Origin of the sequence: Vibrio rotiferianus CAIM 577 = LMG 21460, assembly GCF_002741985.1 — a bacterium.
In the GTDB taxonomy this organism is placed as follows: Bacteria; Pseudomonadota; Gammaproteobacteria; order Enterobacterales; family Vibrionaceae; genus Vibrio; species Vibrio rotiferianus.
In genome coordinates, this window is sequence record NZ_APHW01000010.1 from 109,374 (window position 1) to 123,896 (window position 14,523).

The following is a 14,523-nucleotide window of genomic DNA, read 5'->3' on the forward strand; positions in this document are numbered from 1 at the left end:
ATGAATGTACTGGCTAAGCAAGATACGGATGTACAGCGTGATCAAGGAATGATTGCTACTAATGATTCGACAGTGAACGAACTTGAAATGTGGTTTGCTGAGTTACAAGCCGCTTATCAAGCAGAACCAGCAGCGAGCTATGCAGTGAGAAAGCATCGTTTATTGGCACTGAAGAAGCAACTTTCTCGATACCAAGATGTATTGGCACAAGCAATGAGCCAAGATTTTGGAGGTCGTTGTCACACTGAGTCTGTTATGGCTGACATACTTGCTCCTATCCTCGATATCAACCACGTTGTCCGTCACTTAAAAAGCTGGATGAAGCCAAGTCGTAGGCCTACTGAGTGGCTGTTCAAAGGCAATAAATTGGAAGTTCGATATCAGCCGAAAGGCGTGGTCGGGATTATCTGTCCTTGGAACTTTCCTCTTTATCTTTCCATTGGCCCAATGATCACGGCGTTAGCGGCTGGTAACCGTTGCATGATCAAGATGCCACCAAACTGCCCTGAGACGACTCGACAGCTGCGTCGCATGCTCGCTGAGATTTATCCAGACAACTTGGTCCGCATTGTTGAGGGGAATCATCCAGAGGCGATGGAAATCTCTCATCTGCCTTTTGATCATCTAGTGTTCACTGGATCGCCAGCAAGCGGCAAGATCATCAAGGCTAACGCTGCTGCCAATCTCACTCCTGTGACCTTGGAGCTAGGGGGCAAATCACCCGTGGTGGTATTTGATGATTATGACGTTGCGAAATCAGCAGAGCGTATCGCCCACGGCAAAGGCTTTAACTCTGGCCAAATCTGTATTGCGCCAGATTACGCCTTTGTGCCGGAAGGTAAGCAAGACGCTTTTGTCGAGGCGTTAAAGCTTGCTCATCAGAACATGTACGGCGAAATTAAAGCCAATCAGGATTACACTGCATTGGTGGATGATGCACAGCATAAACGCTTCCATGATTTGCTCGATGATGCACGCGAGAAGGGGGCGATCATCACTCAATGCCTCGACTATGGTGAAGGGCGAAAAACACCGTTGTACATCGCTACCAACCTGACTCCCGAAATGCGTATCTGCCAAGAAGAGATCTTTGGTCCACTATTACCTGTTCATACCTATCGCTCAATCGACGAAGTGATTCAATATATCGTCCAAAGACCTCGACCACTGGCTTGCTATCTGTTTAGCAACAACTCAGAACAACGTGAAACCTTGCTTACTCAGACCCACAGCGGTGGTGTAACTATCAATGACTGGGGATGGCATGTCCTTAATCACTCTGTGCCATTTGGTGGTGTGGGCAACTCAGGTATTGGCAATTACCATGGCGAAGAAGGTTTCCGCGAACTCAGCCACGCGCGCACAGTGCTAAAAATGCGCGATTGGTTCCCAATCCAATTGTTTGCACCGCCATACGGCAACATGGTGCAAAAGCTGGTGCTGCGCGTGTTTGTAGGTAAACCCGACTCAGACTTAAACAAGCACTCGTAACCCTCAATTCTTACCTCTCTACACAAAGAATCTTCAGCAGCCAGTGCTCGCTGGCTGCCTTGCGACCAAAGGAGATCATGGATGCATAACCTTGCTGTCAATCTGGAGCGCAGTGCTGCGCTCTTCCCTTCAAAAGTGGCGCTCAGGATGGGCGATGATGAAATTAGCTACGCTTCACTCGACAAATTCGCAGGCAACATAGCTGCCAACTTGAAACGACTGGGACTCCAAGTTGGAGATAAAGTCGCGCTGTCTTGTCCAAACATCACTTACTTCCCCATGGTGTATTACGGCATTTTAAAAGCAGGTTGTGTGGTCGTGCCTTTGAATGTGCTGTTTAAAGGCCGTGAGATTGCGTATCACCTCAATGACTCTGATGCTAAAGCGTACTTTTGCCTTGAAGGAAGCGAAGAATTACCAATGGGGAGCTATGGCAGGCAAGGATTTTCTCAGGCCGAGCAGTGCGAATATTTTATCTCGCTCTCTGCTCAATGCGAGGAAGGAGAACATGCAATAGACTCTTGGCTTGCTGAAGAGCATGAGAGTTTCGAATCGGTAACGAGAAATGGTGATGACACCGCAGTGATCCTTTATACCTCCGGTACCACAGGACAGCCAAAAGGGGCTGAATTATCCCACACCAATATGCTAACCAACGCCATGTCCTCCCAGTACCTGATGCGTCTGGAATACAGCGATACAACCATGGCGACCTTGCCGCTATTCCACAGCTTTGGGCAAACCGTGATGATGAATGCCAGCGTGCTGACAGGCTCTACCATGGTCTTGATTCCACGCTTTGAGCCGAAGTTCGTGATTGAGCAAATTATCCAGCACAAAGTCAGCGTGTTCGCTGGTGTGCCAACCATGTATATCGCACTGCTAAGAGCAGGTGAGCAATCTCCGGAACATTCAGAGTTAGTGAAGCACAGCCTTCGGTTAGGTGTATCGGGTGGTGCCTCTATGCCAGTAGAAGTGATTCGTCAGTTTGAACAGCGCTTCGAGCTTCCTGTGTTGGAAGGCTATGGGCTGTCAGAAACCGCGCCAGTAGCGACATTTAATCATATTGATGGTGATCGACTCCCGGGGAGTGTTGGACAGCCCTTATGTGGCTACGTGATTAAGATTGCCGATGTAAAAGGACACGCCCAAGCCGTTGGGGAATTAGGCGAAGTCTGCATAAAAAGCCCGAGTGTGATGAAAGGCTATTACGGACGACCAGAAGCAACACGCGATGCGTTACGTGATGGTTGGTTCTTAACTGGTGATATTGGACGTGTGGATGAGCACGGCAATTTGTTTATCGTCGACCGCGTCAAAGACATGATTATTCGCGGTGGCTACAACGTGTATCCGCGTGAGATTGAAGAAGTCTTGATGTGCCACCCCGATGTAGAAATGGTGGCCGTCGTTGGTGAGCATGATGACCGCCTAGGTGAAGAAGTACATGCCCATGTCGTGCTTCATCAAGATGCGCATTGTTGCCCCGATGCTCTGGTTGCGTGGTGTCGTGAGCAACTGGCCGATTACAAGTACCCGCGTCGTGTATTTATCCGTAAAGCACTGCCGATGACAGCAACTGGCAAGATTTTAAAACGAGAGCTTCATCCTTTAGACTTTGTGGAGGTCGAAAATGGACAAGTATGATTTTATCGTCGTTGGTGGCGGTTCAGCTGGTTGTGTTTTAGCGTCTCGCCTCACCGAAGATCCTAATGTCACCGTTTGTTTATTGGAAGCGGGTGGCACAGATTCAAGCCCTTTTATCCATACACCCGTTGGTGTGGTTGCCATGATGCCGACCAAGATAAACAATTGGGGTTTTGAAACGGTTCCTCAAGCGGGCTTGAATGGTCGTAAAGGCTATCAGCCGAGGGGCAAGACACTCGGTGGTTCGAGTTCCATCAATGCGATGATGTATGCCCGAGGTCACCGATATGATTATGACTTGTGGGCAAGCCTTGGTAATGAAGGGTGGAGCTATCAAGATTGCTTGCCGTACTTCAAGAAAGCGGAAAACAACGAAGTTCATCATGATGAATTCCATGGGCAAGGTGGTCCGCTTAATGTCGCTAACTTACGCTCGCCGAGTGGGCTCTTAGATCGCTACTTAGAGGCGTGTGAGTCTATCGGTATTCCACGCAACCTAGATATAAATGGTGCCGAGCAATTGGGTGCTATGCAAACCCAAGTAACACAAATCAATGGTGAGCGATGCAGTGCCGCCAAAGGTTATCTGACGCCCAACCTGAACAGACCTAATCTGACCGTTATCACTAAGGCGACCACGCATAAAGTATTGTTTGAAGGTAAACGAGCGATTGGTGTGGAATACGGCCTGAAAGGGCACAGCTTTCAGCTCAAGTGCAACAAAGAGGTGATTCTCTCTGCAGGTGCATTTGGCTCACCGCAAATCCTAATGCTCTCAGGTGTTGGTGCTAAGAAAGATCTCGACACTCACGGAATCGATCAAGTACACGAATTGCCTGGAGTAGGTGAGAATCTACAAGATCATATCGATCTAGTGCACACTTATCGATGCTCGGCTAAGCGCGACACGTTTGGTGTTTCGCTGCAAATGGCAACGGAAATGACTAAAGCGTTACCGCAGTGGATGAAAAACCGTAACGGGAAAATGAGCAGTAACTTTGCTGAGGGCATTGGTTTTCTCTGTTCGGATGAAGATGTCATGGTCCCAGATTTAGAGTTTGTTTTTGTGGTTGCCGTTGTTGATGACCACGCCCGTAAAATGCACCTGAGTCATGGCTTTAGCTCTCATGTGACTTTATTACGCCCCAAGAGCACTGGCACAGTGAAGCTTAATAGCATCAATCCCTATGATGAGCCGCGTATCGACCCGGCGTTTTTCAGCCACCCCGAAGACATGGAAATCATGATCAAAGGTTGGAAGAAGCAGCATCAAATGTTAGAGAGTGATGCGTTCGCAGAGATTCGCGGCGAAAACTTCTATCCGGTGGATGCCTGCGATGATAGCGCCATTGAGCAGGATATCCGTAATCGAGCCGATACCCAATACCATCCAATTGGCACCTGTAAAATGGGAATGGAGACGGATCCTTTGGCTGTGGTTGATAACGAGCTTAAGGTGTATGGCTTGGAGGCACTGAGAGTTGTCGATGCCTCTATTATGCCGACGCTGGTGGGCGGGAATACCAATGCACCAACCATCATGATAGCCGAGAAAGTCTCAGATAAGATAAAAGCGGAATATGCAGACAGTCAGGAAGTTGAAATGCAAGCGGCGCAAATGGGTTAGTGTAGTTATCTCCCTGAATGAATTAAGCCGAGTCTGTAGGGCAACAGGCTCGGCTTATTTTATTGCATGGCAGCAAAGTGCTACTCGTCTGAATAATCTTTTCCTTTTTCGATCATTTCAGCGAGTTCATTAAGTGCTTGGAATGAGATTTCTGACAAACGTTGAAGCTGCTCATCAATATCGTCATTCTCAGGGATGGTATTATTATTATCTGCATTTGTCGTATGCATTGCCCAACCTCTCTGAGTTGAGTTAGGGGAGCTATAATCATAGACAAATTTCGAGGATAAAAAGAAATGATTAATGACTAAAATGTTAGCTTGATCATTTAACAAAGTAAAAGTGTGCAAATAAGCTCATTTGCTTTGTAAGGGTTACTGAGAGAGTTAGTAAAAAAAAGAGCCAGCTCTCAGGCTGGCTCTTAGTTAGAATTGAGATTTAACCCCAAACTGCTCTGCGGCATAGGCCACTCGCTCTTTAGGTTTTGGGTACTCGGCAGGAGTGCCCAGATTTTCGATGTGTCTTAGACGAGGAAGCAGACCTGCCCCGTTTGCTATTTGGATGGCCAAGCCTGGGCGAGCATTTAGCTCCAACACCATTGGACCTTCTTCTTTGTCCAAAACCATATCGGTACCCATATATCCCAGTCCAGTCATCTCCCACGCGCTGGAAGCAAGTTCTAGTAAACGCTCCCAGTGAGGCACTTGCAGTGTAGACAAGTCTTTCCCAGTATCTGGGTGGTGAGTGACGGGTTGGTCAAACTGTACCGCACGAATGGCTTTGCCTGTCGCGATGTCGATACCAACGCCAACCGCACCTTGGTGAAGGTTAGCTTTGCCATCAGAAGCTGCTGTAGAGCAACGCATCATTGCCATCACAGGGTAGCCTTTGAACACGATGATTCGTACGTCTGGCACACCTTCATAACTGAAACCATCGAAACAGTCATCAAACTTAATCAAGTTCTCAACTACGGCTACATCGTTCTTACCGCCAAGAGAGAAAAGGCCTGCTAGGGCGTTACTAATGTGACGCTCCACCTCTTCTTTATTGCAGGTAGCACCGGATGGTTTGGTATAAACACCGTCTTTATGCGACGTAATGACCAAAATACCTTTACCACCACTGCCTTGTGCGGGCTTGATAACAAAGCCAGGCCATTTTTCGACCATCTTATGAATGGTCTTTACTTCTGCTTGGTTGTGGATCACGCCAATCAGGGCAGGGACAGTTGCCCCTGCGGCTTCTGCAATAATTTTGGTTTTCAGCTTGTCATCAACCAGTGGATATTTGGAACGATCATTGTAGCGACCAATGTAACTATGGTTGCGTTTGTTCATCCCCATAATACCTTTATGGCGAAGCTTGGCTGGCGAAGTAAAACGTTCAAACATCGTTTAGTCCTCCGCTAGTGGTTTAAAGCGACGTAACTCAGTTAGACGGTAACCTGTGTATGTACCTAGTAGTAGAATGCCAGCCAGAACAATAAGCTGTAGGCCGATAAAGTTAAACGTTAGGTGCTGGATGTAGGTGTTAGTCATTGCCAAGTAAACCAGTACCGCAGTTAGGAGTGAACCGCCACCTTGAAGGGCAACTTCTTTCGCGCCTTCCTCTTCCCATAGAATCGACATACGTTCGATAGTCCATGACAAAATGATCATTGGGAAGAAGGTAATGGTTAAGCCTTCTGTCAGACCAATCTTAAAGGCCACAACCGTGAACACAGAGATAATCATGATTACGGTGATGATTACTGCGGATATCCGGGCTACCAGAAGTAAGTTTAGCCTCGAGAGGTAGCTTCGGATTATGAGACCTGTACCAACAATCAATAGGAAGCCAACAATACCAGTCACAAGCTGCGTTTGTACAAACGCTACTGCGATAAGGACGGGCATGAAGGTACCGGATGTTTTAAGGCCGATAATCACACGTAGGAACACAACGATAAGCGCACCAATTGGAATCAGCATGATGGTCTTAAACATCGCTTGTTCTTCAAGAGGTAAGCTATGAATCGATAGGTTGAGTAGACCGTCCGCTTCGACTTTGTTGTTAGTTGCTTGTTGTGCAGTCACTTCTTGTTTGATCATCGAGAAGTGGACTTGGCTATTTTGACCACCAATGAGATCAAGCAGCGAGACGTTAGATTCATCCCAAACTAGAAGGTTAGGCTGTGCTGCCGCTTGCTCGGAGTTTGGTGAGAACAGAACCCACTCCTCTCCAGACCACACTTGAACCATTTGTTGAATAGCTTGGCGACGGCGCCCATCTTCTAGCTCAATAACGCCAACAATTTTACTCTGCACTCCAGCGCTGAGTAACATTTTGTGTAGAGCATCAGTTCGGTCAAAATCATTGAGGATTAACGCAGCGTTTTGACTGTCAGGATCGTTTAATGTTTTGATCAGTTCACGAGCGAACGTAACATTGTCTGCGGAACGGCTCATTGCTCTTTCGATCAGTGCGTTGGCCGCTGCCTGCTGTGGTGCCGATAACGTAGGAGGGACAATATCACCTGTTGGTGGAATAGGAGTCACTTTCGCTTGTGGGTCAACAAGAAACTGTGCTTTATAGTAGATAGTTTGTGGCCCCGTCGCTTGACGAATCGACCACTCAGCTCGACGACCAGAATCTGTATTAACGTATGATACGCCGTAGCCTGGAGATGAGGCGGATTCACCAATAAGTGTATAGCCGTTTTGAGTATGAGGTGCAGCTAACGAAGCTTTAACTTCATTACCATTGGCATTGAACTCGATTCGAGCCTCGACATCCCAAATTTGGCGTGTTTCTCCTGGAGTCCAAGGAACGCCGTAATTTTGGTGTCTGAAAACACTCAAAGCGATACCCGCTGCCACCAATAAGATGACAGACAGATAAAACGGTATTTTTGACGTCATAATCTACCTTATTATTTTTTATCTTCTTGTGTTTGGATGTATTTACGGCTCACATCAACAAGTGCGATGTCACGCATAAACTCTCTACCTAGTAACACAGGATGGTTCATTTGAGAGCGATCTGCCAACGTAAATTGCGCTTTTTCATGAATTTTTCCAACGCGCACCCAAAGTTCTACAACTGCGCGTCGTTCTAATTCTTCAGTGGTCGCTTGACGGATTTTTACGTAACGGATGATAGGTGCTTCAATCCAAGCTTGCTGCTCGTCTTTTGACTTAGTGCTGTCTTCTAGGTGGAAACGAACCCAGTTTTTTCCGTTTCTTTCGAACTCTTCGATATCAACGGCATTTAGTGAAGACGTGGCTGCACCAGTGTCAACACGCGCATCGAAGGTTTGTTTAATGGAATCAATCGTAACGCGTTCAATAGAACCAAGGACGATGTCATGAGTTGGTGTAGCTTGAATTGGAGCTGGTGCTTGGACGATGATCGGATCTTTTGGCTTTCTTACTTCATCCATCGCTTCTTTGCGAAAGTTGGAAAGTTCACCTTCTAACTTGTCAACTTGACCCTCTAGGCTTTCTATATAGTCAGACTGGTTACTAAGTTGAAGCTCTAAATTACTAATTTTGTTGTTAAAGTTGGTCTCTGAGGCTTGGATGGCCGCTAATGTTTCTTGGTGGTACTGTTCACCTTTGGTAAGCGTACATCCGGATAGTAGCGCGACTACAACAATCGGAGTCAATCGTATAAACATTGAAAACCTTGGGGCTGGATTAAGTTGTTTGTTTTTTAAGAGTTTAGCGTATATCGCTAAAGGCTCACAAGTAAGAATCTTTTCGATTGTCTTATATAGTGAGGAATAGCGACAAATAGCAAAAAATTAAGGATGCGATATGCATCCTTAACTGGAATTGAAAAGAGGTTAATGTCTTAACGGAGGGAGTGAGTTAAGACAATGTCAGAAATCTCAGTTAATTATGGCTTAGTTGCCACAAGTACCGCACGGCGAGGGGCAGGGTAACCTTCAACTGTTTTGCTAGGGTCGTTTGGATCAAGGTAATCCGGTAGAGAGTTATGCGTCATCCAGTCTGTTGTGCGCTGCTCGCCAACAGAAGTCACGTTTTCATCTACGATACGAACATCTTTAAAGCCAACCAACTCTAACCACACTTTCAGTGCTTTCGCTGACGGGAAGAAGTACACGTTACGCATTTGCGCGTAGCGAGACGTCGGAACCAATACCGCGTTCTCATCGCCTTCGATAACGAGTGTTTCCAGAACAAGCTCACCACCTGATACCAACTGGTCTTTTAGCTGTACCAAGTGATCCAGTGGCGAACGACGGTGGTAAAGCACGCCCATGCTAAATACGGTGTCGAACGCTTCTAGCTTAGGCAGCTGCTCAATACCCAGTGGCAATAGGTGCGCACGTTGATCATCACCCATTAGCTTGCGAATGGCTTCGAATTGAATAAGGAACAGATGAGAAGGGTCGATACCGACCGTTAAGCGTGCACCTTCACCCAGCATGCGCCACATGTGGTAACCGTTACCACAACCCACATCGAGTACGCTGCGGTTTTTCAGTGGCGAGATGTGCGGAAGAACGCGATCCCATTTCCAGTCACTGCGCCACTCGGTATCAATATGAATACCGTGCACTGTGTACGGACCTTTGCGCCAAGGGTGGAACGTACGCAGTAGGCTCTCAAGCTTTTTAAGCTCACCTTCATGGAAAGGCGTATCGTTGCTGATGGTCACTGAATTTTTGATGTCCACTTGGTTTGGTGCACCTTGTGGGATCTTGTTCAGTGCTTTCAGCCAGCGACCAAAGTCACCATGCTCAGCATTTTGCCAATCTGTTAACTGTTGAGGTAATACGTTTAGCCACGGCTGAAGACGAGTGTCTTGAGCGATTAACTGATAAAAATTAGCAAAATTAAACATAGTTTTTCACTGAGTTTATGGAGTCAGCAGACCCTGGGTAAAAGTTAAATGTGTCATTCCCTACAGTGAGGGACGAAAGTGATAGGGAATCTCGGTTTTTATCGTTTTTGATAAGGGAACCCAACTCACTCGTTCCTCGCTCTTGAGGATGACGTCCTAATGAGAGCGAACTGTGTTGCGAAGCTTATTTAATCGCAAACATCGAACCGAAGTTAAAGCATTGGAACCAAACGTCGTAGCTTGAGAAACCAATTTCTGCGAAACGCTCTTTGTGGTCTTTCTTTGAATCAGGACGCATCACGTTTTCAATCGCGCTGCGTTTTTGGCTGATTTCTAGTTCGCTGTAGCCATTCGCACGTTTAAAGTCGTGGTGAAGGTCAATCAACAGCTCGTTGGATACTTCATCTTCAAATACGAACTTTTCCGACAGAATCAAAATACCGCCTGGGCGCAGGCCCGCGTAGATTTTTTCTAGTAGCGCATAGCGATCTTCTGGAGAAAGGAACTGCAGCGTGAAGTTCAGCACCACAACGGACGCATTTTCGATTTCGATATTACGAATGTCTGCCTCTACCACGTCAACTGGCGTATCACTGCGGTACGCGTTGACGTGAAGCTTACAGCGCTCAACCATCGCAGGAGAGTTGTCCACTGCAATGATTTGGCAACCTTCTTGTTTGATATGACGGCGCATCGAAAGCGTAGCAGCACCCAAAGAACAACCGAGGTCATAGATGTTTGAGTGAGGCTTAACAAAACGCTCTGCCAACATACCAATTGCAGAAATGATGTTGCTGTAACCCGGCACCGATCGTTGAATCATGTCAGGGAAAACTTCCGCTACGCGTTCATCGAACGTGAAATCCCCAATTTTATCGATTGGAGCCGAAAAAATAGTATCTGGATTGCTCTTAGGGTTCATAACCAAATCTCTGCATACAAGCTGCCTGAAACGTCAGGCATCAAAAAAGGCGCGTATTTTATGGGAAATTCGCGCCTCTGTCATTTTCTTAATTATACGGATACCTAAAACATCTGTATTTGCGAGTTGCCATCGTTGGCAGGAAACGAAGACAAATCTGGCAGGGAGAGCTTAAGTTGTAGCTGTTTATAGAGCTTTTCAGCCAGTTCTGGCGCTAAGACGTTATCTGGCGTGTGAATCATCAAGTACGGTTGAATACCTTGTTCAATCCACATCGGCAGCTTCTTCAACCAAGGTTCGAAAAAGCGTAAGTTGTCGTCCATGTCTGGATGACCGATAAAACGAATCATTGGGTGCTTGGCCGTTGCTATAGCATGCACCGGGACGCGCGGCTTTTTCTGATGGGCGTCAATCACCGCTTCGGTCGTCGGCTGCGCGGCAAACACTGGGCGACTATCCATAATAATGCGGTCAATGCCACTTTCTAATAGCCACTGGTTTAGCGCACGCTCTTCTTCACCTTTGGAGAAAAACGCCATATGGCGAACTTCCACCCCAAGTGGGAAATTCGGTGGAAAGCAGGCACAGAACTTCTTTAGGCGATCAAGGTGCTCGGGACCAAAAGCGGCGGGGAGCTGAATCGTCCATTGCCCGACACGCTCATGAAGCGGTTCCATGACTTTCATAAAGTCACGCAACTGTTCGTCACAACCTCGGAGCATCTGCTCATGAGTAATGGCTTTTGGCAACTTAAAGGTGAATTTGAATTTGTCGTGAGTCGCGGCTTTCCAGTTTTGCACCGTGTTGAGCGTTGGTGTGGCATAAAAAGTGGTGTTGCCTTCTACGGTATGGAACACCTGCGCGTATTTTTCGAGTCGCTCTGCAGGCTTGGTTCCACTGCCATAAAAGCTCTGTTGCCATTGGTTGTGCGACCACATGGTTAATCCAAGTCGAAGGGGTAAATTATCCATATCTTTGCTTTACGTTTTTTCCTGAGCCCACTTTACGAGAGTTTTGCTGAAATAGGTAATTTCACGCTATAATCCCCATCAATTTTTTCGCTTTGGTGCGCTTTTGAACATTTGTTGTACTAAAAACCACCAATGAATGATAAAACACACTTAATTGTATGTTGAGTAGTCGATTTTCATAGGCTTTCAGCGTATAAATGGATCTTTACTCTGCTCGGCAATGAGGCTGACAGAGCGTAGTTAACAATATTTGAGAGATTGGGAATTTCATTATGCGTACCCATTACTGTGGTCACCTGAACAAGTCCCTTGCAGGACAAACTGTAGAACTTTGCGGCTGGGTTAACCGTCGTCGTGATTTAGGCGGTCTTATTTTTATCGATATGCGAGATCGTGAAGGTATCGTTCAGGTAGTTGTTGATCCAGATATGGCAGATGCGTATGAAGTGGCGAACACACTTCGTAATGAATTCTGTATCAAGCTAACTGGTGAAGTTCGCGTTCGTCCAGAAAGCCAAGTAAACAAAGACATGGCAACAGGTGAAGTTGAGATCCTTGCGAAAGGTCTTGAAATCATCAACCGCAGCGACGTTCTGCCTCTAGACTTCAACCAAAAGAACTCTGAAGAGCAACGTCTAAAATACCGTTACCTAGACCTACGTCGTCCAGAAATGAGCGACCGTATCAAGCTACGTGCTAAAGCGTCTAGCTTTGTTCGTCGTTTCCTAGATGACAACGGCTTCCTAGACATCGAAACTCCTGTACTGACTAAAGCGACACCAGAAGGCGCTCGTGACTACCTAGTACCTAGCCGTGTTCACAAAGGCAGCTTCTACGCGCTTCCTCAGTCTCCACAGCTATTTAAACAGCTTCTGATGATGTCTGGTTTTGACCGTTACTACCAAATCGTTAAGTGTTTCCGTGATGAAGACTTGCGTGCTGACCGTCAACCAGAATTCACTCAGATCGATATCGAAACGTCATTCATGACGGCTGACCAAGTTCGTGCAACGACTGAGAAAATGGTTCGTGAAATGTGGCAAGAGCTGCTGAACGTTGACCTAGGTGAATTCCCAGTAATGCCATTCAGCGAAGCGATTCGTCGTTTCGGTTCTGACAAGCCTGATCTACGTAACCCACTAGAGCTAGTAGACGTTGCTGACCTAGTGAAAGACGTTGAGTTCAAAGTATTCTCTGGCCCAGCAAACGACGAGAAAGGTCGCGTTGCAGTTATCCGTGTTCCTGGTGGTGCAGAGCTTACTCGTAAGCAAATCGATGGCTACGCAGAATTCGTAGGTATCTACGGTGCGAAAGGTCTTGCATGGATGAAGGTTAACGACCGTGCAGCTGGCATGGAAGGTATCCAATCTCCAGTAGCTAAATTCCTAAGCGAAGACGTGATCAACGGTATTCTAGATCGCACTCAAGCGGAATCTGGCGACATCATCCTATTCGGCGCAGATAAAGCAAACATCGTTGCTGAAGCACTAGGCGCACTTCGTCTTAAACTTGGTAAAGACCTAGAGCTAACGAAAGAAGGCACTTGGGCTCCTCTATGGGTTGTTGACTTCCCAATGTTCGAAGAAGACGACGAAGGCAACCTGCACGCTATGCACCACCCATTTACATCGCCTCTAGGTGTGACAGCGGAAGAGCTAAAAGCGAACCCAGCAGCTGCGAACTCAAACGCATACGACATGGTTCTAAACGGCTACGAAGTAGGCGGTGGTTCTGTACGTATTCACAACGCAGAAATGCAAGCTGCAGTATTTGATATCCTAGGTATCAATGCTGAAGAGCAACAACTGAAATTCGGCTTCCTACTGGACGCTTTGAAATTCGGTACGCCTCCGCATGCTGGTCTTGCATTCGGTCTAGACCGTCTAGTAATGCTGCTATGTGGTACAGAGAACATCCGTGATGTTATCGCGTTCCCTAAAACAACTGCAGCGGCGTGTCTACTAACAGACGCACCAAGCCTTGCAAACCCAGCGGCTCTAGAAGAGCTAGCGATTGCAGTGACAGTTGCGAAAGAAAAAGACGCAGAATAAGCGCACAACAATTAAAGAAAAAACTCCCGCACCTGCGGGAGTTTTTGTTTTAATGGCATATATACCCAAGTAACCTCGAGATGCTAGGTTCAGCGAGAATGACTTGGTTTGTAGACGCGGCGGCGATTTAAAGGTTTGGTGGGTCCAAATCAAGAATCGACAACAAAGTATACAAGCCAAGTCCCTTACTATTTGTAAAGAGTGCCCTTCGGGAGCGTGTCATTGACTCGATTTTTATTAAACCAATGGTTGCGTCAAACAACTTGGAAAGAGCTGGCTATTCCGCTGCGTTGTTTTCCTTGACCTCGAATCAATGACAATGCTCTGAATCCTGCATCTTGAAGTCACTTGGGTATAATTCTCATAAATTTAGTGAGTTATTGATTAGGACTCTTCATGTCAATTATTTTGGGCATTGACCCAGGCTCTCGCATTACTGGTTATGGCGTGATTCGCCAACAAGGTCGTCATCTGCAATATCTAGGCAGTGGCTGTATCCGTACTTCTGAAAAAGAGTTGCCAGGTCGACTCAAGCAAATCTACGCAGGTGTAACGGAAATCATTACCCAGTTTCAACCAGATGTGTTTGCGATTGAGCAAGTCTTTATGTCAAAGAACGCAGATTCTGCACTAAAGCTAGGTCAGGCTCGTGGCAGTGCAATTGTAGCGGCGGTAAATGCCGATCTTCCGGTGTATGAATATGCTGCGCGTCTGATCAAGCAGGCGGTAGTAGGTACGGGTGGTGCGGACAAAGTGCAGGTACAGCATATGGTTCAACACATGCTTAAGTTGCCAGCCAAGCCTCAAGCCGATGCTGCCGATGCGCTAGGCGTCGCCATTTGTCATGCCAATACCAATAAGACGCTGGTGGCGCTCGCTGGTAAAGCGACCAGTGCAAGAAAAGGTCGTTACCGTTAATTGTATTATTAAAAATGAGACATCTCAGACAGATTTAAGGAT

Annotated in this window: 12 protein-coding genes; 5 read left to right on the forward strand and 7 right to left on the reverse strand. The window is 46.8% G+C overall.

Features of this window, described 5'->3' with window-relative positions:
- The 3 genes from B853_RS05045 to B853_RS05055 all read left to right on the forward strand — a co-directional run bounded on the left by B853_RS05045 (position 1) and on the right by B853_RS05055 (position 4,765).
- Positions 1-1,491 (forward strand): coniferyl aldehyde dehydrogenase, encoded by a 1,491-nt coding sequence (locus B853_RS05045; RefSeq protein WP_038885835.1) that lies wholly within the window; start codon positions 1-3, stop codon positions 1,489-1,491.
- 81 nt (positions 1,492-1,572) lie between these two features.
- Complete coding sequence (locus B853_RS05050; protein ID WP_038885836.1) at positions 1,573-3,138, forward strand: long-chain-fatty-acid--CoA ligase; 1,566 nt, start codon at positions 1,573-1,575, stop codon at positions 3,136-3,138.
- Positions 3,125-4,765, forward strand: a complete 1,641-nt coding sequence (locus B853_RS05055) for a GMC family oxidoreductase (RefSeq protein WP_038885837.1) — start codon at positions 3,125-3,127, stop codon at positions 4,763-4,765. The genes B853_RS05050 and B853_RS05055 overlap by 14 nt, the downstream gene beginning before the upstream one ends.
- Before the next feature lie 80 nt (positions 4,766-4,845).
- Here the strand turns inward: B853_RS05055 and B853_RS25930 are convergent, their stop codons facing one another.
- The 7 genes from B853_RS25930 to B853_RS05090 all read right to left on the reverse strand — a co-directional run bounded on the left by B853_RS25930 (position 4,846) and on the right by B853_RS05090 (position 11,512).
- Complete coding sequence (locus tag B853_RS25930; protein ID WP_088881076.1) at positions 4,846-4,995, reverse strand: hypothetical protein; 150 nt, start codon at positions 4,993-4,995, stop codon at positions 4,846-4,848.
- 195 nt (positions 4,996-5,190) lie between these two features.
- On the reverse strand, positions 5,191-6,159 hold the full coding sequence (locus B853_RS05060; RefSeq protein ID WP_010447257.1) for an alpha-L-glutamate ligase-like protein: 969 nt from the start codon (positions 6,157-6,159) through the stop codon (positions 5,191-5,193).
- Between the two features lie 3 nt (positions 6,160-6,162).
- Positions 6,163-7,668: an inactive transglutaminase family protein gene (locus tag B853_RS05065; protein ID WP_010447259.1), complete on the reverse strand. Its 1,506-nt coding sequence runs from the start codon at positions 7,666-7,668 to the stop codon at positions 6,163-6,165.
- 11 nt (positions 7,669-7,679) lie between these two features.
- Complete coding sequence (locus tag B853_RS05070; protein ID WP_038885839.1) at positions 7,680-8,426, reverse strand: ATP-dependent zinc protease family protein; 747 nt, start codon at positions 8,424-8,426, stop codon at positions 7,680-7,682.
- Between the two features lie 221 nt (positions 8,427-8,647).
- On the reverse strand, positions 8,648-9,619 hold the full coding sequence (gene cmoB / locus B853_RS05080; protein WP_010447263.1) for a tRNA 5-methoxyuridine(34)/uridine 5-oxyacetic acid(34) synthase CmoB: 972 nt from the start codon (positions 9,617-9,619) through the stop codon (positions 8,648-8,650).
- Positions 9,620-9,803: 184 nt separating this feature from the next.
- Positions 9,804-10,541, reverse strand: a complete 738-nt coding sequence (cmoA, locus tag B853_RS05085; protein ID WP_005426299.1) for a carboxy-S-adenosyl-L-methionine synthase CmoA — start codon at positions 10,539-10,541, stop codon at positions 9,804-9,806.
- A 104-nt stretch (positions 10,542-10,645) separates the two neighbouring features.
- On the reverse strand, positions 10,646-11,512 hold the full coding sequence (locus tag B853_RS05090; protein ID WP_038885840.1) for a DUF72 domain-containing protein: 867 nt from the start codon (positions 11,510-11,512) through the stop codon (positions 10,646-10,648).
- Positions 11,513-11,784: 272 nt separating this feature from the next.
- Here B853_RS05090 and aspS point away from each other — a divergent pair, with 272 nt between their 5' ends.
- Both aspS and ruvC read left to right on the forward strand, forming a co-directional pair.
- A complete protein-coding gene (gene aspS, locus B853_RS05095; RefSeq protein WP_038885842.1) occupies positions 11,785-13,563 on the forward strand; it encodes an aspartate--tRNA ligase in 1,779 nt (592 codons plus the stop codon).
- Positions 13,564-13,959: 396 nt separating this feature from the next.
- On the forward strand, positions 13,960-14,481 hold the full coding sequence (gene ruvC, locus B853_RS05100) for a crossover junction endodeoxyribonuclease RuvC (protein WP_010447272.1): 522 nt from the start codon (positions 13,960-13,962) through the stop codon (positions 14,479-14,481).
- Positions 14,482-14,523: the final 42 nt, after the last annotated feature.

Excerpts from the sequence above, each read along its gene's own strand:
- B853_RS05050 (WP_038885836.1), top strand. The coding sequence starts at position 1,573 with ATGCATAACCTTGCTGTCAATCTGGAGCGCAGTGCTGCGCTCTTCCCT.
- cmoA (WP_005426299.1), bottom strand. The coding sequence starts at position 10,541 with ATGAACCCTAAGAGCAATCCAGATACTATTTTTTCGGCTCCAATCGAT.
- B853_RS05065 (WP_010447259.1), bottom strand. The coding sequence starts at position 7,668 with ATGACGTCAAAAATACCGTTTTATCTGTCTGTCATCTTATTGGTGGCA.
- aspS (WP_038885842.1), top strand. The coding sequence starts at position 11,785 with ATGCGTACCCATTACTGTGGTCACCTGAACAAGTCCCTTGCAGGACAA.
- B853_RS05090 (WP_038885840.1), bottom strand. The coding sequence starts at position 11,512 with ATGGATAATTTACCCCTTCGACTTGGATTAACCATGTGGTCGCACAAC.
- B853_RS05055 (WP_038885837.1), top strand. The coding sequence starts at position 3,125 with ATGGACAAGTATGATTTTATCGTCGTTGGTGGCGGTTCAGCTGGTTGT.
- ruvC (WP_010447272.1), top strand. The coding sequence starts at position 13,960 with ATGTCAATTATTTTGGGCATTGACCCAGGCTCTCGCATTACTGGTTAT.
- cmoB (WP_010447263.1), bottom strand. The coding sequence starts at position 9,619 with ATGTTTAATTTTGCTAATTTTTATCAGTTAATCGCTCAAGACACTCGT.
- B853_RS05070 (WP_038885839.1), bottom strand. The coding sequence starts at position 8,426 with ATGTTTATACGATTGACTCCGATTGTTGTAGTCGCGCTACTATCCGGA.
- B853_RS05045 (WP_038885835.1), top strand. The coding sequence starts at position 1 with ATGAATGTACTGGCTAAGCAAGATACGGATGTACAGCGTGATCAAGGA.
- B853_RS05060 (WP_010447257.1), bottom strand. The coding sequence starts at position 6,159 with ATGTTTGAACGTTTTACTTCGCCAGCCAAGCTTCGCCATAAAGGTATT.
- B853_RS25930 (WP_088881076.1), bottom strand. The coding sequence starts at position 4,995 with ATGCATACGACAAATGCAGATAATAATAATACCATCCCTGAGAATGAC.